The sequence below is a fragment of the Pseudoxanthomonas sp. PXM04 genome (genome assembly GCF_014851695.1).
Taxonomy (GTDB): Bacteria; Pseudomonadota; Gammaproteobacteria; order Xanthomonadales; family Xanthomonadaceae; genus Pseudoxanthomonas_A; species Pseudoxanthomonas_A beigongshangi.
Genome location: NZ_JACVAG010000003.1, coordinates 129,589 through 150,177, shown reverse-complemented (window position 1 = coordinate 150,177; position 20,589 = coordinate 129,589). Strand labels below are relative to the sequence as shown.

Genomic DNA, 20,589 nt, shown 5'->3' with positions numbered 1-20,589 from the left:
GTTCTATTTTTCCTTGCGCCAGTTGATCGAGCCGCGGCTCTCGATCGTGCTGGACTCGATTTCGATGTCGAAGCCCTTGCGCAGCAGGTACTTCAGTGTCACCGCGGAACCCGAGCCGACCATCGAAACGCCGTAGCTGACATACAGCCGCGGCGAAAGGTACTTGCCGACGCCGAACACCGAACCGCCCAGCGTGCGCGATTCCAGCACGCCGGCGTCGTCCAGGCCAATCTTGGCGCCCAGCTGCGAGGCCAGCAGGCCGGCGCCCGCCGACAGCGCCGAGGAGGCGGCGTTGATGCGCTGGCTTTCGTCGCTGCTGGCGCTGTTGAGCGAGCGACCCAGCACCAGGTAAGACAGTGCCTCGGATTCGGAGCTGGCCGGATCCGACCACACCTTCGCACGCGGTTGGCTGGCGCGGCCGGTGACGTCGATACCGGCGGTGACACCCGCGCTGATCACCTCGCGCTGGGCGCGGATGTTGATGCGCGGATCACTCACCGCATTGTTGCTCCAGGTCAGCTCGCCGCGGGTGATCTGCAGCTTCTGTCCGTAGGCCTCGTAGCGTCCGTCCACGTCCAGCCGGCCCGTCGCGACCATCTCGCGGCCCAGGCGCGAGCGCACCCGCATGTTGCCGCCCAGCGTGCCTTCCAGCCCGTAGCCCTTCAGCGCGACCTTGTCGCCGAGGGTGATGCCCAGGTCCAGATCCAGCCGCGAACTCGGCGTGCGTTCCGGATCCGCCGGATCCAGCACCACCACGTCCTCGGATGCGGAAACGCCATCGTCGAGTTTTTCGACGTCGATGCTTGCCGACGGCACGGTGACGTCACCGCGTACCTGGATGGTGTTGTCGGCGAAGCCGACCTGGATATCGGGCGAGGCGATGGCGCGCAGATCGGTGGTGTCGGACACCAGCACGTTGTCGCCACGCACGTTGAATTGCAGCGGCGTGGTGTCGTTGTTCCAGCCCAGGCTGCCGTCGACCCGCAGCACGCCTTCGCCGGACTTCACGCTGCCGTCGATGCGCGCGCTGCCGTCGGCCAGCGCGACCAGGCGGGCGGTGCCGTCGGTGAGGGTGATGCCCAGCGCGGGCAGTTCGCCGGTGAACTCGGTCAAATCCGCTTCGCCGGTGAGCGCCGGGCGGCCACGGGTGCCGGCCAGGCCGATGTGGCCGGCCAGCTTGCCGCGCGGGCGTACCAGGTCCGGCGAGAACAGTTCCAGCCAGAACAGCCGCGAGTTGTGGAAATACAGATCGCCACGCAGCGGCGAGAACTCGTCCCAGCCGGTGTTGACGGTCGCGTCGACGTAACCGTTGCCCTTGAAGCCGCTGCCCAGCCGCGCCTGGATGCGCTGCGGGTTGAAGTCGGCGTCGAAGGTGAAGTTGTCGTAGCTGATCAGCTCGCCGCGCGCGTTGTTGCCCAGCTTCATGCCGCCTTCCAGCGAAGCCAGGTGGACCTTGCCTTCCCAGGCGTTGCCGCGTGGCCGCAGGCTGGCGTCGAGGGCCAGGTTGCCGCGCAGGACCAGCGGGCGGCCGCTGTTCTGCGGCAGCCACGGATGCACCAGCGTGAGCGGCAGCGAATCCGAATGCAGGCTCAATCCCTGGCGCGGCCAGTCGGCCTCGGCGCACAGCGCGCCACCGTCGTTCGAAACCAGGCAGGTACTGCCCAGCGTCCAGTTGGCGCCGCGCTGGGCGAACCGGGCCGGCTGCTGCAACTGCCATGCGCTGCCCTTGGACGGTGCGATGCGCAAGGCATCCAGTCCGCCCTGCCAGTTTTCGCCGCGCCGCTGCGTGCTGCCGGTCAGGGCGATCGCGCCCATCGGATTGCGGGCATCGGCGTCCACCCGCAGGTCCTCCACCGCGCCGCGCGCATCCAGGCGCAGCTCGTCCAGCACCATGCCGACGTTCACCGCGTTCGCGCGCACCGCCAGTTCGCCGTTGCCGCTGCGCCAGGGCAGACGTCCGCGCAGGCTGACGGTATCGGCGCTCCAGTCGTTCCAGCGCAGCTGGTTGCCGGACAGATCGGCCTCGATGTCCGGCGCCGTGCGCGCGCCGGTCAGCTTGACCGTGCCCTGCAGGGTGCCGCTGCCGGTGGGCAGCAGATCGGCCAGGTGCAGCGGCGACAGCGAAGCATCCACCGCGAGCCGATCGCCGACCTTGCCCTTGGCCTGCACGCGGCTGCCGCCGAGCGTCATCGCCAACTGGCCCTCGCCGTCCTCGCCGTGCAGCGCGAACTTGCCACGCGCATCCAGCGGCCGCCCACGCAGCCGGCCCGCCAGTTTGGGCAGATCCAGGGTGGCGTCGAAGCCGCCGGCCTCGCGCGCCTGGCCCTGGCTGCTGAATTCACCGGACAGGTTGCCGTCCCAGTCGGCCAGGAAATAGCCGGGATCGAAGCCGGCCAGCTTCGCTTTCATGTCCCACTTCAGGACCGGCGTCCACGCCACTTCGCCATCGGCATCCAATTGGCCGGTCGGCATCTTCGCGCGCAGCGTCTTCACCGTGGCGCGCTCGCCGTTGCCGGCCGCATCGAATTCGACCTGCGCCTTCTCGCCGGCGCGGGTGAAGCCGGCCTTGCCGACCGCCGCCCAATTCTCCAGTTGGCCGGCCACGCCCAGATCGGCGTTGGCGCCGATGGCGGTCTCGGCGCTGTCGCCCCAGCGCAGGCCGCGCGCGTTGACCGCGAACCGGAACTGCGGATTGGCCGGATCCTTGAAGTCGGCGCGCCCGCGCAGGGTGGTGATGCCTTCGAACGCGCGCACGACCAGCGGTTCCACCGTCAGTACCTCGTCGGCGATGGCGACCTGGGAAGGATCGATCACCAGCGTGATCTGATCCTGGACAACGCGCCCTTGCAGGGTCGCCTTGCCACCGGCGCCGTCGGCCTTCAGATCGAAGGCCAGCGGCAGGCTGTCCTCGGTGACGGCCAGCGCTGCCAAGTCCAGCAGATCGGTCTTGCCGGTGAAATGCCAGGTCGGATTCTCGGCGCCCTGCAGGGTGAGCAGCACCCGCACCGGCGCGGGTGCGTTGCCGGCGAGTGCCATCTCCATCTTGTTGATGTCGCCGCGCGCGACCAGGCCCAATCGAGCCGGGGCCTTGCCGGCCGGTGCGGGGAACACGCCGGTCGCGATCAGGTCGGTGCGGTAGCCCTTGCCCGGTGCATAGCTGCCGTTCGCGTTGAAGCGGCCGCGGTCGGTGTCGAGCGCGAGCTTCTCGGCGGTGAAGTAGCCGTTGCCGATATCGATGCCGCCACGCCCGCGACGGATGTCGATCACCGGTTCGCCGGCCTGGGAAATCCTGAACCCGTCGATGACCAGGGTGTCGGCCTGGATCGCCAGCGGCATCTGGATCTGCGGCAGCGATTCGGGCCAGCGTGGCAGTTCGAACGGTTCGTCGCTTTCCGGCACGTCCAGGGTCGCATTGCGGATCTCCAGCGCGTCCAGCCGCAGGCGCTTGCCCAGCAGCGGACGCAGATCCGGATCCAGGTACACGCGCTCGGCGGTGAAATGGATCTTGTCCCAGCGGAAGTCGACACCGTGCAGGGTCAGCGGTCCGGCCAGCGGACCTTCGACCTTCTTCCAGGTCAGCGAGGAGTTGGCCGGCAGCCGCGCCACCACCTGCGCCAGCAGCACATCGCGGCCGGCCACGGTCTGCAGCAACCAGTACAGGCCGAAGCACAGCAGCAGGACCAGCACGCCGGTGCCGATCGCGCTGCGGATGGCGAGCACGCGCATGCGCGCCCGGCGTCGCGCCCGCAGTTCGGCGATGCGGGCTTCGCGCTCTTCCGGGGTGATGTCGTCGGCGGGCCGGCTCACAGGTCGGTTCCGATGTTGAGGTAGATCTGGAATTGCGAATCCGGGTCGTTCAGGCCGTGCGCCAGATCCAGCCGCACCGGGCCGATCGGCGAACGCCAGCGGAAGCCGACGCCCATGCCGGTGCTCAGGTCCGGCATGCCGCCGTCGAAGGCGCTGCCGGTATCGACGAACACCGCGCCGCCCCACGGACCGCCGCCGGGGTAGTACTCGTACTCGGCGCTGGCGGTGACCACGTTCTTGGCGCCCAGCGCGTACTTGCCGATGCGCGGGCCGACTTCGCGCCAGGCATAGCCGCGGATGCTGCGGTCGCCACCGGCGAAGAAGCGCAGCGAGGGCGGCATCCCGACCAGGCTGCTGGTGAAGGTGTGGCCATACTCGCCACGGAAAATCAGCGCGCTGTTGCGGCCGAACTCGCGCGACCAGCGCGCGCGGATGTGCGCCTGCAGGAAGCTGGCATCGGAGCCGGCGCCTTCCACGCCGCCGCGCAGCAGGACCGAGCCGGCCAGACGGTCGGGGCGGTTGGAACCCACCGGCGCGTTGAGGTAGTCGGCCTGCAGCGAGGGGTAGGTGAAGGTGGCGTAGCGGTATTCCGGCGATTCAAGATCGTTGCCGTCCTCGTCCTCGTAATACGCCCAGCGCTCGCGCAGCGCGTGGATCGAGGCGACGGCGGTCCAGTCCTCGTTGATCTGGCCGCTGCGGCTGCCGATGAATTCGATGTGGCGCAGATCGATGTAGTCGGTCTGCTCGTCGCTGGCCTGCACCGCGAGGGTGTACCAGCCGTCGAGCCACTTGAAGGCGGGAATGCGGTACTGGGTGAGCAGGGTCTTGCGGTTCTGCGCGTAGTCCAGCTGGGTGGACAGCTTGTGTCCGCGCGAGTTGAGGTAGCGCCGATCCACGCCCATGCGGATACCGGCGCCGCTCTCCGAACCATAGCTCACGCCGGCGGTGTAGATGGTGCGCTTGGCCAGGCTGAGGTTGACGTCGATCGGCACGCGGCCGTTTTCCGCCTTGTCCGGATTGGCCTGGATATCGATGTTGCTGAAGTAGTCGAGCCCCACCAGCGACTCGCGCAGGCGATCCAGCTTGCCCTGGTGGAAATAGCTGCCTTCCTCCCAGTACACCAGCTTGTCCAGCAGTCCGGGTTCGAACTTGCTCTGGTGGAAGGTGGTCGGGCCCATGTCGTAGCGGATGCCGCTGACCCAGGCAAGATCGATGTCGGCCGCATGCTCGGCGCGGGTGACTTCCACCCGGCGCTGGGTGAAGTCGGCGTCGAAATAGCCGCGATCGGCCAGGCGCCGCACGATCTTGAGCTTGCTGGCTTCGTAGGTGGTGTGATCGAAAATCTCGCCCGTGCGCGGCGCGAACGCGGCCAGATCCTCCTTCAGGTAGCGATCGTCGCCGCCTTCGCCGTCGATGCTCAGGCTCGAACGCCGGACCCGCACCGGCTCGCCCTTGGATACGCGGATGACCACCTCGACCCGTTCGTTTTCTCCATCGCCGGTACGGTTGGCCTGCACCTGGATGTCGGGCGAGTAGTAGCCGAAGGGTTCCAGCGCCTCGCGCGTCTGCGCCACGGCTTCGTTCAGCAGGTACTCCAGCCGCGATTCGCCCAGGCGTTTGCCGACCGTGTCGTTCAGCGACAGGGCGACGTTGATGTTCTCGACCATCGCCTCGTCCTCGACCCCTTCGATGCGGACCTTGTCGATGGTGGCCGCGGCCCAGGCGGAGCCACTGGCGGCAAGCAAGGCGATCAGGGTGGCGAGGGGGACGATTCGTCGCATGCGGGCAGGATAACCGGCGAAGGGATTTTCGGGTTAAAGGAACATGAGGGGCTCGTTCGGACCTCGATGCGATGGTCCGGGCCGATGCTGAATGATGGAGCCCGTCGCGAAGGGCGATGGCCGTGGATCAGGGAAGCTTCGCCACCGGCGGTTGCATCGAGGGCCGCGCGTGCATGGCGGCGATGCCAGGCCTCCCCGCGGGCGCGGGGAGGCCGTCGGATCAGACCGAGAGATGTTCGATCGCGGCGACCGCGCGGAAACGATCGGCCAGGCGCTTGAGCAGGGCCAGGCGATTGGCGCGGATGGCCGGATCGTCCGCATTGACCATCACGTTGTCGAAGAATGCGTCCACCTGCGGACGCAGGCGCGCCAGCCGGTTCAGCACGCTGACGTAGTCGTGATGGTGCAGGGCGTCGTCCGTGTCGCCCAGCGCGGCCTCCACCGCTTCGGCCAGCGCGCTTTCCGCCGGCTCCTTCAACAGCGCGCGATCCTCCATCGCCGGAATCGCGATGTCGGCCTTCTTCAGGATGTTGTTGATGCGCTTGTTGGCGGCGGCCAGCGCTTCGGCTTCCGGCAGGCTGGCGAAGGTGCCGATCGCATCCAGGCGGGTGTCGAAGTCGTACAGCGAGGCAGGCTTCAGTTCGACGACCGCGTTGAAGTGCGCGGCCGGCACGCCCTTGTCGGCGTAGTAGCCGCGCAGGCGATCGAGGATGAAGTCATAGAGTTCGGACGTGTCGGCCTGCACGCCGCGCGCGGCCAATGCCTGGTTGGCATGGGTGAGCAGTCTGGGCAGATCCAGATTGAAGCCGGATTCGATCACCGTGCGCGCCAGGCCCAGCGCATTGCGCCGCAGGGCGAACGGATCCTTGTTGCCGGTCGGCTTCAGGCCCGCGGCGAAACCGCCGGCCAGGGTGTCCAGGCGCTCGGCGATGGCCAGCACCTTGCCCTGCGGCGAGAGCGCGATGTCGTCGCCGGCGAAGCGCGGCTGGTAGGCCTCGTCGATCGCCAGCGCGATCTCCTTCGGTTCACCCGCCGCCAGCGCATAGTGGCGGCCGGCGATGCCCTGCAGTTCCGGGAATTCGTTGACCATGCGCGACTGCAGATCGTTCTTGCACAGTCCGGCGGCGCGACGCGCTTCGGCCGGATCGGCGCCCACCTGCGGGGCAATCGCCTCGGCCAGCGCCGCCACGCGCGCGGCCTTGTCCGCCACGCTGCCCAGCTTGGCCTGGTAGGTGACCGTCTTCAGGCCCTCGCCCATCGACGCCAGGCCCTGCTTGAGATCCTCGTCGAAGAAGAACCTGGCATCGGAGAAGCGCGGACGGATCACGCGTTCGTAGCCCTTGCGGACTTCGGCGGGATTGCGCGATTCGATGTTGGCGATGCCGATGAAGTGTTCGGTCAGCTTGCCGGTCTCGCCGAGCACCGGGAAGAACTTCTGGTTGATCTCCATGGTTTCGATCAGCGCTTCCTGCGGCACCGCCAGGAACGCCGGTTCGAAGCTGCACAGCACCGCGGTCGGCCATTCGGTCAGGCAGACCACCTGTTCCAGGTTGTCGTCGGTGACGCGGGCCACGCCACCGGCCTGGTGCGCCGCCGCTTCCACCTCGGCGACGATGCGCTGGCGGCGCTCGCCGGCGTCGACCAGCACCCGCGCCGCGCGCAGCGCGTCCACGTAGTCGCCCGGCTGGCCGATCCAGACCGGCTTGTCATGCTCGAAGCGGTGGCCGCGGCTCATGCGGTCGGCCTTCACGCCCAGCACTTCGGCGTCGACCACGTCGCCCCCGAGCAGCAGCACCAGCCAGTGCACCGGGCGGGCGAAGGCGTAGTCGTGATCGCCCCAGCGCATCGGCTTGGGGATGGGCATGGCGGCGATGGCTTCGCGCACGATGTCCGGCAGCAGGCCGGCGGTCTTCACGCCCGGGTTGATCGCGCGATGGACGAAGCGCTCGCCCTTGCCGTCGGTGATGCGTTCCAGTTGGGTCCAGTCGAGCCCGGCCTTGGCGGCGAAGCCCTGCAGCGCCTTGGTGGGTTCGCCGTTGGCGTCCAGCGCGATGTTGAGATACGGCCCCAGCACTTCCGATTTCTGTTCCGGCTGCTCCACCGCCACGCCCGGCAGCAGCACGGCCAGGCGGCGCGGCGTGTACAGCGGCTTGGCGTCGCCGCGCTGGAAGTCGATGCCGCGCTTTTCCAGCGCGCCGAGCACGCCGTCGAAGAAGGCCTGCGCCAGTCCGGGCAGCGCCTTGACCGGTAGTTCCTCGGTACCGAGTTCGATCAGCAGGGATTTTTGTTCGCTCATGTTGTGCAACCTGGTTTTCTGTGCCGCTCCCCGCGTGGGGATTGTGGTGGAGCGTGCGGGCTTGCCCCCATCCGCCCTTCGGGCACCTTCCCCCGCGGGCGGGGGAAGGACGTGTGTCATGGAGTCCGGTTTTTCAGTCCGGGAAAGCCCAGTTTCTCGCGTTGCGCGTGGTAGGCCTCGGCGACCGCCTGGGCCAGCTTGCGCACGCGCAGGATGTAACGCTGGCGTTCGGTCACCGAGATCGCGCGGCGCGCGTCCAGCAGATTGAAGCTGTGCGAGGCCTTGCAGACCTGTTCGTAGGCTGGCAGCGGCAGGCCCGCCTCGACCAGCTTCATCGCCTCGGCCTCGCAGGCGTCGAAGCGGTGGAACAGCTCGGCGACGTCGGCGTACTCGAAGTTGTAGGTGCTCTGCTCGACTTCGTTCTGGTGGTAGACGTCGCCGTAGGTGACGATGCCCTGCGGTCCCTCGGTCCACACCAGGTCGTACACGTTGTCGCAGTTCTGCAGGTACATGCACAACCGCTCCAGGCCGTAGGTGATCTCGCCCAGCACCGGCCGGCATTCCAGGCCGCCGGCCTGCTGGAAGTAGGTGAACTGGGTGACCTCCATGCCGTTGAGCCAGACTTCCCAGCCCAGACCCCAGGCGCCGAGGGTCGGCGACTCCCAGTTGTCCTCGACGAAGCGCAGATCGTGCACGCGCGGATCGATGCCCAGCGCCTTCAGCGACTCCAGGTACAACTCCTGGATGTTGTCCGGATTGGGCTTCATCACCACCTGGTACTGGTAGTAACGCTGCAGGCGGTTGGGGTTCTCGCCGTAGCGGCCGTCGGTGGGACGGCGGCTGGGCTGCACGTAGGCGGCGTTCCACGGCTCCGGGCCGAGCGCGCGCAGGAAAGTGGCGGGATGGAAGGTGCCGGCGCCGACCTCCAGGTCCAGCGGCTGGATCAGCACGCAGCCCTGCGCGGCCCAGTACTGGTTCAGGGTCTGGATGAGGCCCTGGAAGGTGACGGCGGGGGGTGAAGTGGCGGCCATCGGCTTATCGTGCACTGCGGAAAAGCGGGCTAGTATACGGGGGAACCCCCGCCCCACCTTCGTTTGCCCGCCGTGGACGTTCCCCTGAAAGCGCCTTTCCTCATCGTCGAAACCGGCCAGCCGGTGCCGTCGATGCGGCGCTATGGCGGCTTTCCGCACTGGATCCGGGTGGCGGCCGGACTGGAGGCGGACGAGGCGGTGGTGAGCAACGTCGAGCGTGGCGATGCGCTGCCGCGCCGCGAGGGTTTCGCCGGGGTCATCGTCAGTGGCTCGGCGGCGATGGTCACCGACCGCGCCGACTGGAGCGAGCGCAGCGCCGACTGGCTGCGCGAGGCCGCCCACGAAGGCGTGCCGGTGCTGGGGATCTGCTACGGCCACCAGTTGCTGGCGCACGCGCTGGGCGGCGAGGTCGCCTACAACCCGGCCGGGCGCGAGTCCGGCACGGTGACCATCGATCTGCATCCGCACGCCGACGCCGATCCGCTGTTCGCCGGGCTGCCGGCCAGCTTCGCCGCCCACGCGACCCATGTGCAGACGGTGTTGCGGGCGCCGGACGGCGCCACCGTGCTGGCTCGCTCCGAGCAGGACCAATGCCATGCCTTTCGCTGGCGGGACCGGGCCTGGGGCGTGCAGTTCCACCCCGAATTCGCCACCCACCACATGCGCGGCTACGTCCACGCGCGCGCCGAACACCTGCGCAACGAGGGTCGCTGCCCCGGCAGCATCGCCCGCGGCGTGACGGCGGCGCCGCAAGCCCGCAAACTATTGCGGCGCTTCGTCGCGCACGCGCGCGGGCTGCACGCCCGCTGAGCTTCCCTTCCACGGATTACCGATGAGCACGATCAACAAGGTGCCGGCCAGCGCCGGCGCGGAATGGCTGCTGGGTGGATTCGCGCTGCTGCGCCGCGCGCCGGTCGCGCTGGGCACCCTCGCGATCCTGTGGGGCCTGGGCTCCACGGTGCTGATGGCGCTGGCGGGCGCGACCGGCCTGACCGTGTTGCTGTACGCCGCGCAGTTCCTGTTGATCCTCGCCGGTCCGTTGTTCTTCGGCGCGATGATCTGGGCGGCGCGGGAAGTGGACCAGGGCCGCCCGGCCCAGCCCGCCCATCTGCTGCAGCCGATCCGCGACGGCCACGGCCCCGCGCTGCTCGCCACCCTGCTGCCGCAGGTAATCGCCTCGTTCGCGCTGGGCCTGCTGCTGCTGGCGATGATCGGCCCGGATCAGCTCAAGCACCTGGGCGAGGTGTGGGTGCAGATGCAGACCGTCGCCGCCGAGGGCGGGCAGCCGGATCCATCGTTGGTCAAGGATCTGCCGGCCGGCCGCCTGCTGCTGTGGCTGCTGCTGGTGGCCATCACCTTCGTGGTCATCAAGTGGATGACCTTCATCGCCGCGCCGCAGATCCTGTTCACCGGCACCGACGCGATCGGCGCGATGCGCAACAGCCTGCGCGCCTGCCTGCACAACTGGACCGCGATGCTGGTGTTCTACCTGCTGGCGGGCATCGCGATTTTCGCCATCACCTTCGGATCGCTGCTGCTGGTGGCGATCCTGCAACTGATCACCGGTCCGGTCATCGCGGTGCTGCTGTGGCAACTGGTACTGCTGGCGGTGCTGACCCCGGTGCTGGCTGGCGCCATGTATACGGCATGGCGGCAGATGATGATGACGGCGGGTTCGGCCGCACCCTCCACGGCCCCCGCCACCACGCACATCGAAGTCTGATTCCGGGTAGACCGCGCCATCAGGCGCGGTGCCCGGTTCCCAGGTATTCGGCGCTCTGCATTTCGATCAGGCGCGAGGCGGTGCGCTCGAATGCGCCCTGCAGGCGCTCGCCCGTATACAGATCGGTCGGCACGGCGTCGGCGGTGCAGACCAGGTTGACCTGGCGGTCGTAGAGTTCGTCGACCAGGTTGACGAAACGGCGCGCGGCGTCCTCGTTGAGCCGATCAAAGCGCGGGATCCCGCCCAGCAGCACGGTGTGGAACTCGCGCGCCACCTCGATGTAGTCGGTGGTGCCGCGCGGGCCTTCGCAGATCGCGGCGAAGTCGAACCAGACGATGCCCTTGCCGCGTCCGCGCACCGGAATCCGGCGATCGTCGATGACGATGTTGCCGTCGCGGGTCGCGCTGCCGGCGCTCAGTTCCTTCCAGCGTTCGCACAGCCAGGCATCCGACTGCGCGTCCAGCGGGGCGCGGTAGACCGGCGAGCGGGTCAGCGCGCGCAGGCGATAGTCCTCCGCGCCGATGGCGTGCACTTCCACGCAGTACTTCTGCAGGAGGGCGATCGCCGGCAGGAAGCTGTCGCGCTGCAGGCCATCCTTGTAGAGATTCGCGGGTGCGGTGTTGGAACTGGTCACCAGGGTCACGCCCTCGGCGATCAGGCGTTCCAGCAGGCGTCCCAGCAGCATCGCGTCGCCGATGTCGGTGACGAAGAACTCGTCCAGCACCAGCACGCGCAGGCGATCCCGCCATTCCTGCGCGATCTTCGCCAGCGGATCGCTCTGTCCGGCGTGTTCGCGCAGGCGTTCGTGCACGCCGCGCATGAAGCGGTGGAAGTGGGTGCGGTACTTGCCGCCTTCCGCGCGCGTCGAATCCGGATGGAACGGTTCCAGCGGCAGGCCATCGTAGAACAGGTCGATCAGGAAGGTCTTGCCGCGGCCGACGCCGCCCCACAGGTACAGGCCGCGCACCGGCTCGGGTTTCTTCCAGAACGAGGACAGGCGATCCAGCCAGCCATCCTGCGCATCTTCGAGCAGGGCCAGGTGGATCCGATCCAGTTCGCGCAACGCGTCGTACTGCGCCGGATCGTCGCGCCAGCGGCCTTCGGCGACGCCGCGCGCATAGGCCTGCGACGGCGTCGGGGGCACCGGGGTATCGCCGTCCGCCATCACGCCTCCGGCAGCCAGGCCTTCATCGCGTGCTTGATCGCCCCGCGCAGGTCCATCAGCTTGCGGTGGAAGAAATGGCTGGTTTCGGGCATGCGGATAAGCTCCGGCGGATTCCTGAGCTTGTCGATCCAGTCGTAGACCGCTTGCGGCTCGACGATCTCGTCCTGCTCGCCCTGGATCACCAGCCACGGACAGGATGGTGGTTCGATGGCGGCGAAATCCCAGCGGCCCGCCGGTGGCGCGATCGAAATCAGCGCGTCGGCCTTGAGCGCTTCCGCGCTGCGCAGCGAGACGTACGCGCCAAAGCTGAAACCGGCCAGCCACAGCCGCGTCCCCGGTCGATGCGCGCGCACCCATTCGACCACCGCCTGCAGATCCTCGGACTCGCCGTCGCCATGGTCGAAGTTGCCGGCCGAGCCGCCGGTGCCGCGGAAGTTGAAACGCACCGTCACCGCGCCCAGCTCGCGCAGGCTGCGAGCGGTCATCACCACCACCTTGTTGTGCATGGTGCCGCCCTCGGTGGGCAGCGGGTGGCAGACGATCGCGGTCAGCGGCAGCGCGGTGACGTCGTCGTCCGGCCACTCGACGGCGACCTCCAGCGGACCGACCGGGCCGGGCAGTTCGAGATTGGCGGTCTGGCGGGGGAAATCGGGTGTCGACATGGCTACATGATAAGGCTTCGCCCCGTCCGCGCCGGTCCGCATGCGGGCGCGCGTGCGACGCTGCGTTCGATGATTCCGTCTTGCGGCCGTCATTGTTGCGGCGCACAATCACTGGTCCCTCCCGCCCGCGATGCCCGGTTTTGCCGGGATTTCCGCCCGCATGCGCCTTCCCCTCGTCGCGCTCGCCGTGAGCGCCTTCGCCATCGGCACCACCGAATTCGTGGTGATGGGCCTGCTGCCGCAGATGGCGCAGGACCTCGATGTCTCGATTCCCTCCGCCGGCATGCTGGTGTCCGGCTACGCGCTGGGCGTGGTGTTCGGCGGACCGTTGCTGGCGATGGCGACCGCGCGGCTGCCGCGCAAGGCGGTGCTGCTGGTGCTGATGGGCGTGTTCGTGCTCGGCAACCTGCTGTGCGCGCTGGCGCCCAACTATCCGACCCTGATGGCGGCGCGGGTGATCGCCGCGCTCGCGCATGGCTCCTTCTTCGGCGCCGGCGCGGTGGTGGCCGGCCACATCGCCCCGCCGGGCAAGCGCGCGCAGGCCATCGCGCTGATGTTCACCGGCCTGACCGTCGCCAACATCCTCGGCGTGCCCGCGGGGACCTGGCTGGGGCAGGCGCTGGGCTGGCGGGCCACCTTCTGGGCGGTGGTGGCGCTGGGCGCGGCGGCCCTGATCGCCATCGCCCGCTACGTTCCCGTGCTGCATGATCTGGCGCCACCGCGGCTGGGCCGCGAACTGCGGGTGCTGCGCGAGCCGCAGGTGCTGCTGGCGCTGGGCATGACGGTGTTCGGTTTCGGCGGCGTGTTCGCGGTGTTCACCTACATCGTGCCGATCCTCACCGACGAAGCCGGCGTCGCCAGCCATTCGGTGGGCGCGGTGCTGGTGCTGTTCGGCCTGGGCGCGACCCTGGGCACGCTGCTGGGCGGGCGCCTGGCCGACTGGAAACTGATGCGCGCGCTGATGATTGCCCTGTCGACGCTGTGCGTGTTCTTCCTGCTGTTCGCGGCGACCATGCACCTCAAGCCGTTCGCGATCGCCGGGGTGTTCCTGATCGGCTTCATCGGCTTCATTGGCGGTCCCGGCCTGCAGGCGCGCTCGGTGCAACAGGCGAAGGACGCGCCGTTGCTGGCATCCACCCTCAACCAGAGCGCCTTCAACCTCGGCAACGCCGGCGGCGCCTGGATTGGCGCCAGCCTGCTGGCGAACGGCGCCGCCTATCCGTGGCTGGGCGTGGCCGCGGCGATGGTGACCGCGGTGGGGCTGGGCCTGACCGCGCTCAGCGCGGCGCTGGAACAGCGTGCCTTGCGTCCGGCGCTGGCGGCCTGCGAGTGCGGCGACAGCGGCATGTGAGGCGATGGCGCCGGGCGCCGCGGGGCGCCTGGCGGTCGCCTGTCCGAGGCGTCAATCGGCCGGCACGGTCCGCTCGCGCGCCCACTCGCGCAGCGCGCCGACCTGTTCGGCCATCAGCACCGACAGCGGGCGGGTGTTGCGGATCTCGTCCATCAGCAGTTCGGTGTCCAGCATGCGCTGGTCGCCGTGCGCCGTATACAGCGCGGAGACGATGACCTGCTCCAGTTCGGCGCCGGAGAAGCCGTTCGCTGCCGCCGCCAGCGCCGGCAATTGCAACTCGTCCAGCGGCAGCTGGCGGCGCTGCAGGTGCACGCGCAGGATCTCCACGCGGGTATCGGCGTCGGGCAGGTCGACGAAGAAGATTTCGTCGAAGCGGCCCTTGCGCAGCAGTTCTGCCGGCAAATCCTGGACCTGGTTGGCGGTGGCGACCAGGAACACCGGCGCCTTGCGTTCGGCCATCCAGGTCAGCAGGTAGCCCAGCACCCGCCGCGAGACGCCGCCGTCCTCGCCGCCGCTGGCCAGGCCCTTCTCGACCTCGTCGATCCACAGCACGCAGGGCGCCAATTGCTCGGCCGAGGCGAGCGCGGCGCGCAGGTTCTTCTCGGTCTCGCCGTGGTACTTGTCGTACAGGGTGCCGAAATCCAGCCGCAGCAGCGGCACGCCGAAGCCGGCGGCGGTGGCCTTGGCCAGCATCGACTTGCCGCAGCCCTGCACGCCCAGCAGCAGCACGCCGCGCGGCGGATCCAGCCCGGGCGGGACGTTGCCGGTGAAGGCGGCCCGGCGCTGCTCGATCCAGCGCTTGAGCCGGCGTGCCCCGGCCACGTCGGCGAAGCGCGCGGTGTCGTATTCGTAGTGCAGGTGGCCGCTGCGGTTGAGCAGTTCGAACTTGAGCCGGGTCAGCTGCGGCAGGTCGTCGGCGTTGAGGGCGCCGTCGGCATGAATCAGCTGGCGGACGATGCGGTGGGCGTCGGACAGGCTCAGTCCCTGCAGGTTGCGCAGGACCTGGCGGGCCGCGTCGCCGTCCACCTCGACCCGGCGGCCGCCGTTCTCGCGGGCGTATCCATCGGCTTCCTCGCCCAGCATCTTCTGCAGGGCGGTGGCATCGGGCAGGCGCGGGCTGAACCGCACCGCCATCGATTCCAGTTCCGGCGGCAGCTCGACCTTGTGGCCGATCAGCACGATCACGTGCGGCAGGCAGTGGCGGCGCTGGATCAGGTCGCGCAGCGCGCGCTGGCTGCTGGCGTAGCCCAGGTAGGGATGGAAATCCAGCAGCAGGTAGACGCCGCGCTGGCTGGCCTGGCGCATGGCCTGCAACGCGGCGCTGGCGTCGGGCGGCCCTTCCGGCTCGTCCTCGCGGTCCATGTCGATGCGGCGCAGGCCCTCGGTGATCGTCCACCGGTACAGGGCCCGCCAGACCTGGGAGAGGGTCTGCCGGAACAGGTCGACCGCGCGGGCTTCGTCCTGGGTCTCGATCACGATCAGCGGGGTGTTGGCCCGGATCAGCGCGGTCAAATCCTGGAGTTCGTTCATGAAAGCGGTCGTTCCCTCGGGGGACGAAAGATAACAAAGCGATTCACGCCGCGTGGACAAGCCCGGCGATTCCCGCCCGCCGGCCGCCGGTGTACCCTGCGGCTTCCCGGGCAACGAGGTGAGCGCATGAAGACGATTCTGGTCGCCAGCTCCAAGGGCGGCGCAGGCAAGAGCACCATCGCCACGAACCTGGCGGCGACCTTCGCCCTCGACGGCAAGCGCACGGTGCTGGTGGACGCCGACCCGCAGGGGTCCTCGACCCGCTGGGCCGAACGCCGCGCGGAGCTGGAGAGCGCGGTGCTGCCGGTGGACGGCACCGGGCGGCGCGCATGGCGCGACGCGGTGCCCGACGACGCCGACCGGGTGGTCATCGACGCGGCCGCCGGCGCGATGGCGGCGGATCTGGAATCGTTCCTGGACAAGGCCGACGCGGTGGTGGTGCCGGTGCTGCCGTCGGCGATGGACATCGAGGCCACGGTCGGCTTCCTCAACACCTTGGCCAAGGTGCCGCGCGTGCACAAGCGCAAACTGCCGGTGGGACTGGTGGTCAACCGCAGCAAACCCTGGACCAACGCCTCGCAGCAGGCGGTCGAAATGCTGTCCACCTGGCCCTATCCGGTGGTGGCGCAGCTGCGCGACACCCAGGCCTATGTGGTGCTGGCGGGACTGGGGCGCAGCCTGTTCGACTACCGTTCGGCACAGGTCCGCGATCATCAGTCCGATTGGGATCCGCTGCTGAAGTGGATCAAGAAAGCCTGACCAGGAAGGAGTCCCTGCCCGATGCGTCAACTGATCCTGCTGCGCCACGCGCATGCCGAGCCCGCCATCGCCGGGCAGTCCGACTTCGATCGGCCGTTGTCCCCGCAAGGCCTGGCCGAGGCGGAGGCCGCCGGTCGCTGGCTGGCCGAGCACGGGCTGGTGCCGGACCGGGTGCTGTGCTCGCCCGCGCGCCGCGCACGCGAAACCCTCGAAGCGGTGCTGGAGGCCATCGGCTACGTCGAGCAGCGTCTTGAGGACGCCATCTACGAGGCGACCGCCGGCACGCTGGCCGAAGTGGCCGACGGCCACCGCGAGGTCGAGCGCCTGATGCTGGTCGGGCACAACCCCGGCTTCGAGCGGCTGGCGGCGCTGATGCACAGCGGCCAGTCCGGCGACTATCGCGGCATGCCCACCTCGGCGGTGGTGGTGCTGAGCCTGCCCGTCGACGCCACCATCGAACCCGGTGTCGCCACCCTGTCCTCGTTCTGGTGGCCATGACGCTGCTGTCCGGAAAGAGTTGGCTGGGTGTCTGTGGACTCGGCCTGTTGTGCGCCTGGCCGGTCTGGGCGGGCGGAGACAAGAATTTCGACCCGGCGCACACGCGGCTGGGTTTCGAACTGCGCACGCGCTGGGGACAGCGGCTGGACGGACTGTTTCCGCAATACGAAGGACAGGTGCGGGTGCTGGCGGATGGTCGCCAGCAGGTCCACCTGCGCATGTATACCCGCAACGTCGAGATTGTCGGCTACCCGCGCTATACCCAGTGGGCGCGCAGCGAGAAGTTCTTCGAGGCCGACCGTTATCCCGTGGTGACCTTCATCTCCAAGCCCTATGTGCCGCAACTGCTACGCGACGGCGGCCTGCTGGAAGGCGACCTGAGCATCCGCGGCATCAGCCGCCCGCGCAGCCTGACGGTGGAACCAGCCACCTGTGCGCGCCCGGCGGTGGACTGCGACGTGGTCGCCACTGGCGCGGTGCGTCGCAGCGACTACGACATGGACGACTGGAAGCTGGCCGTGAATGACCGCGTGGTGTTCGTGCTGCGCGCCCGGGTCAGGGACGGGGCCCCGCAGTGAACCTGTCCCTGCTACGCGACGCCGCGCGCTGCGCGGCGATTCTGCTGTCGCTGGCGTGCACCGCCTGCGCCGGCCTGAGCGATGCCCAGCGCGATCGCGCGGCGGGAATCGCCGCCGCCGCGCGATCGGAGATCGTGGACTGCCGCCAGCCCGATGCCTGCGCGCTGCTTTCGCCGCTGCATGATCTGGGACCGCGCGCGCTGTCGGCGTCCACACCGCAGTCGCCGCGGCACTACGCGCTGATCCTGGATCGCGGCGAGGACTCGCTGCTGGCGCGGCTCAACCTGATCCGCAGCGCCCGCCGCAACATCGACTTGCAGACCTACATCTTCGACAAGGACGACAGCGCGCGGCTGGTCATCGACGAACTGCTGGCCGCGGCCCGGCGCGGGGTCAAGGTGCGGCTGCTGATCGATCAGCTCTCGGCGATTGCCGATCTGCAGATCCTCGGCGCCCTGGCCGGCGCGCACCAGAACTTCGCCATCCGCATCTACAACCCCAGTTTCGGCAAGGCCAAGCTCAACTACTTCGACTACGCCGGCAGCGTGCTCTGCTGCTTCCGCCGCTTCAACCAGCGCATGCACACCAAGCTGCTGCTGGTGGACGGGGAAATCGGCATCACCGGCGGGCGCAACTACCAGGACGATTATTACGACTGGGACGCGGAGTACAACTTCCGCGATCGCGACGTGCTGGTGGCCGGGCCGGCCGCACGCGACATGGCGGTCAATTTCCAGGCGTTCTGGGATGCGCGCAGGAGCATCCCGGCCGAGCGGCTGAACGACGTTGGCCGGACCCTGCTGCGCGGAGGCGTGCCGGAGATGCCGCCGGCGCGCTTCCTGCGACCGGAACGGGTGGCGGCGATGGCGCAGGACGCCGCCGATCCGGCGGTGATCCAGGAGCGGCTGGTGGAATCGGTGCTGCCGGTCGGCGAGGTCAAGTACGTGGCCGATCTGCCGCAGAAGCATCGCCGCGAGCATGGCAGCGATGCGGCGCCTTCCGCACCGGAGCTGGAAACCCTGATCGGCAATGCCAGCCAGGAAGTGCTGCTGCAGACGCCCTACCTGGTGATGTCCAAGCAGGCGCAGGAGATCTTCCGCGACATGCGCAAGCGCCAGGCGCCGCCGAAGGTGATCGTGTCCACCAACAGCCTGGCGGCGACCGACAACCCGGTCGTCTACTCGATGTCGTTCAAGTACAAGCGCCGCTACCTGCGCGAGTTCGGCTTCGAGATCCACGAGTACAAGCCGTTTCCCGAGGACGCGCCGGTCGACTACGCCACGCTGATGCCGGAGGGGCCGCCGGTGGCGCCCGCCGATCCTTCCTCGCGCAGTCGTCCGCGCGGACCGTCGGGCTCGATCGGACCGTCGTCGTCGTCCGGGGAGCGGCGCGAATCGGCGGGCGAGACCACCCGCAAGCTGCAGCGCACCGAGGCGCGGCCGTCGTTCCTCAGCAGCGGCGCGGCGACCGGGCCGGTGCCGCTCAAGCGCGCCGGCGTGCGCATGGGCCTGCATGCCAAATCGATGGTCATCGACGGGCGCATCGGCGTGATCGGCACGCACAACTTCGATCCGCGCTCGGAGACCTACAACACCGAGAGCGTGGTGATCATCGAGGACGAGGCGTTCGCACAGGCGCTTGCCGACAGCATCCGCCGCGACATGAAGCCGGAGAATTCCTGGCTGGTGGCGCGCAAGGTCAAGCCGCCGGTGTTCTCCGGGCTGGACTACAGCCTGGGCAAGGTGTCGGAAGCCTTGCCGCTGTTCGACCTGTGGCCCTGGCGCTATGCCACCAGCTACGAATACGTGCCGGGGCCCGATTGCCCGGAACCGTTGCCGCCGGGAGATCCACGCTTCCACCAGTGCTATCGCTCGGTGGGCGATTTTCCGGAAGTGAACATCGGTCCGAAGTGGCTGTACACGCGCATCCTGACCGCCTTCGGCGCCGGCCTGGTGCCGATCCTGTAGCGGCGCCCTTCCAGCGGCGATCGCATCCGCGCAAGGCCACGACGGCGACGCTGGCCTAAACTGGCCTTCTCGCGCTCCCCCAATCAACAGGACTTCGCCCATGGCCTTTCGCCAGCCCGTCGATCTCGACGCCATCAACGCCCACGCCCGCAACAGCCTGGTCGGCCATCTGGGCATCGTGCTGACCGAGGCCGGCGAGGACTGGCTGCGCGGCACCATGCCGGTGGATGCGCGCACCCACCAGCCGTTCGGCATCCTGCATGGCGGCGCTTCGGTCGCGCTGGCCGAGACCCTGGGCAGCATGGCCGGCAACCTCACCGTGGATACCAGCCGGGAAATGGTGGTCGGGCTGGAGATCAACGCCAACCACGTGCGCGCCGTACGCGAGGGCACGGTGACCGGCACCGCGCGCGCGCTGCATGTCGGCCGCAGCACCCAGGTGTGGGAAATCCGCATCGAGAACGAGGCCGGCAAGCTGGTCTGCGTCTCCCGCATCACCCTGGCGGTGGTGCCGGCGGGCGGGCCGGGCGCCTGACCTCGCCCCGGTTCCGGCGTCGCCGCGCGCCGTCTCCGTTTCGCTGAACGCGGGCATCCGGTATCGTGGGCGGATGAGCCTGACCCCCACTCCTGCCGCGGGACGCGGCGGTGTGGCGCGTGCGTTCCGCTACCTGTACCGCGTGCCGCTGCTGCTGATCCACCTGCTGGTCCTCCTGCCGCTGACCCTGCTGTCGATGGTGCCGCTCTGGGCCGGCCTGGACGTGGGCGGCGAGCGGCTGGAGCATCGCGTCGTTCGCGCCTGGTCGGCCGGGCTGATGTGGATCTTCGGTTTCCGCCTGCACCGCGAAGGCGCGCCGCTGGCGGGCGCGACCCTGTTCGTCGCCAACCACGTCAGTTGGGTGGACATCGAGATGCTGCACAGCCAGCGGATGATGGGTTTCGTCGCCAAGCGCGAAATCCGCGGCTGGCCGGTGGTGGGTTGGCTGGCCGAGCGTGGCGAGACCATCTTCCATCAGCGCGGCAGCCAGGAATCACTCGGCGGCGTGCTGCACGAAATGCTGCTGCGACTGCGCGCCGGGCGTTCGGTGGGCGTGTTTCCCGAGGGACGCACGCGCGACGGGCAGGAAGTCGGTCCGTTCCATGCGCGCATTTTCCTGGCCGCGGTCGAAGCCGAGGTGCCGGTGCAGCCGGTGGCGTTGCGCTATGGCCCGCACGCGAGCGCGCAGACGGTGGTGGCGTTCGCCCCCCGCGAGAGCTTCTTCGCCAATTTCCTGCGCCTGCTGGGCGAACCGTCGCGCGAAGCGGCGATCTGTTTCCTCGAGCCGATTCGGGTGAGCGACGTCGAAGGACGCCGGCGCATCGCCGATCTTGCCCGCGAGCGCATCATCGCGGCGATGCGGTAAGCTCGGTCGCTTCGGCGCGGGTGAGGGGCCCGCCCACGACA

The 20,589-nt window shown here is 68.9% G+C and carries 16 protein-coding genes; 9 read left to right on the top strand and 7 right to left on the bottom strand.

What is annotated here, in order from left to right:
• Window positions 1-3: 3 nt before the first annotated feature.
• From IB228_RS09140 to glyQ, 4 genes are all read right to left on the bottom strand, one after another.
• Window positions 4-3,807, bottom strand: coding sequence for a translocation/assembly module TamB domain-containing protein (locus tag IB228_RS09140; protein ID WP_343227064.1), 3,804 nt, complete (start codon window positions 3,805-3,807; stop codon window positions 4-6).
• On the bottom strand, window positions 3,804-5,588 hold the full coding sequence (locus tag IB228_RS09135) for an autotransporter assembly complex family protein (protein ID WP_192198168.1): 1,785 nt from the start codon (window positions 5,586-5,588) through the stop codon (window positions 3,804-3,806). Before IB228_RS09135 ends, IB228_RS09140 begins: the two co-directional genes overlap by 4 nt.
• 220 nt (window positions 5,589-5,808) lie before the next feature.
• On the bottom strand, window positions 5,809-7,884 hold the full coding sequence (gene glyS, locus IB228_RS09130; RefSeq protein WP_192198167.1) for a glycine--tRNA ligase subunit beta: 2,076 nt from the start codon (window positions 7,882-7,884) through the stop codon (window positions 5,809-5,811).
• Window positions 7,885-8,000: 116 nt separating this feature from the next.
• Window positions 8,001-8,915 (bottom strand): glycine--tRNA ligase subunit alpha, encoded by a 915-nt coding sequence (gene glyQ, locus IB228_RS09125; RefSeq protein WP_192198166.1) that lies wholly within the window; start codon window positions 8,913-8,915, stop codon window positions 8,001-8,003.
• A gap of 84 nt (window positions 8,916-8,999) precedes the next feature.
• On the opposite strand from glyQ, the gene IB228_RS09120 reads away from it, so the two are divergent.
• Both IB228_RS09120 and IB228_RS09115 read left to right on the top strand, forming a co-directional pair.
• The gene (locus tag IB228_RS09120) at window positions 9,000-9,725 is read left to right on the top strand and encodes a glutamine amidotransferase (RefSeq protein WP_192198387.1); all 726 of its coding nucleotides are present in this window, start codon (window positions 9,000-9,002) and stop codon (window positions 9,723-9,725) included.
• Between the two features lie 22 nt (window positions 9,726-9,747).
• On the top strand, window positions 9,748-10,638 hold the full coding sequence (locus tag IB228_RS09115; RefSeq protein ID WP_192198165.1) for a BPSS1780 family membrane protein: 891 nt from the start codon (window positions 9,748-9,750) through the stop codon (window positions 10,636-10,638).
• 19 nt (window positions 10,639-10,657) lie between these two features.
• Here IB228_RS09115 and zapE read toward each other — a convergent pair whose 3' ends face one another.
• Together zapE and IB228_RS09105 are read right to left on the bottom strand one after the other, a co-directional pair.
• Entirely contained in the window at window positions 10,658-11,803 is a 1,146-nt protein-coding gene (gene zapE / locus IB228_RS09110) for a cell division protein ZapE (RefSeq protein ID WP_192198164.1), read from the bottom strand.
• Window positions 11,803-12,465 (bottom strand): alpha/beta fold hydrolase, encoded by a 663-nt coding sequence (locus tag IB228_RS09105; protein WP_192198163.1) that lies wholly within the window; start codon window positions 12,463-12,465, stop codon window positions 11,803-11,805. The genes zapE and IB228_RS09105 overlap by 1 nt, the downstream gene beginning before the upstream one ends.
• Window positions 12,466-12,625: 160 nt before the next feature.
• On the opposite strand from IB228_RS09105, the gene IB228_RS09100 reads away from it, so the two are divergent.
• Entirely contained in the window at window positions 12,626-13,816 is a 1,191-nt protein-coding gene (locus IB228_RS09100; RefSeq protein WP_141454665.1) for an MFS transporter, read from the top strand.
• A 51-nt stretch (window positions 13,817-13,867) separates the two neighbouring features.
• Here the strand turns inward: IB228_RS09100 and IB228_RS09095 are convergent, their stop codons facing one another.
• Window positions 13,868-15,346, bottom strand: a complete 1,479-nt coding sequence (locus IB228_RS09095; protein WP_192198162.1) for an AAA family ATPase — start codon at window positions 15,344-15,346, stop codon at window positions 13,868-13,870.
• A 126-nt stretch (window positions 15,347-15,472) separates the two neighbouring features.
• Between IB228_RS09095 and IB228_RS09090 the strand changes: the two genes are divergently transcribed.
• The 6 genes from IB228_RS09090 to IB228_RS09065 all read left to right on the top strand — a co-directional run bounded on the left by IB228_RS09090 (window position 15,473) and on the right by IB228_RS09065 (window position 20,548).
• Window positions 15,473-16,105: a ParA family protein gene (locus IB228_RS09090; RefSeq protein WP_183640194.1), complete on the top strand. Its 633-nt coding sequence runs from the start codon at window positions 15,473-15,475 to the stop codon at window positions 16,103-16,105.
• Between the two features lie 21 nt (window positions 16,106-16,126).
• Window positions 16,127-16,603 carry a histidine phosphatase family protein gene (locus IB228_RS09085; RefSeq protein WP_141454659.1) on the top strand — a complete coding sequence of 159 codons (477 nt, stop codon included), beginning with the start codon at window positions 16,127-16,129 and terminating at the stop codon, window positions 16,601-16,603.
• Complete coding sequence (locus tag IB228_RS09080) at window positions 16,600-17,181, top strand: YceI family protein (RefSeq protein ID WP_183640196.1); 582 nt, start codon at window positions 16,600-16,602, stop codon at window positions 17,179-17,181. The genes IB228_RS09085 and IB228_RS09080 overlap by 4 nt, the downstream gene beginning before the upstream one ends.
• A 2-nt stretch (window positions 17,182-17,183) precedes the next feature.
• Window positions 17,184-19,148, top strand: a complete 1,965-nt coding sequence (locus IB228_RS09075) for a phospholipase D family protein (protein ID WP_225562381.1) — start codon at window positions 17,184-17,186, stop codon at window positions 19,146-19,148.
• Between the two features lie 100 nt (window positions 19,149-19,248).
• Entirely contained in the window at window positions 19,249-19,683 is a 435-nt protein-coding gene (locus tag IB228_RS09070) for a hotdog fold thioesterase (protein ID WP_192198161.1), read from the top strand.
• Between the two features lie 73 nt (window positions 19,684-19,756).
• A complete protein-coding gene (locus tag IB228_RS09065) occupies window positions 19,757-20,548 on the top strand; it encodes a lysophospholipid acyltransferase family protein (protein ID WP_183640201.1) in 792 nt (263 codons plus the stop codon).
• Window positions 20,549-20,589: the final 41 nt, after the last annotated feature.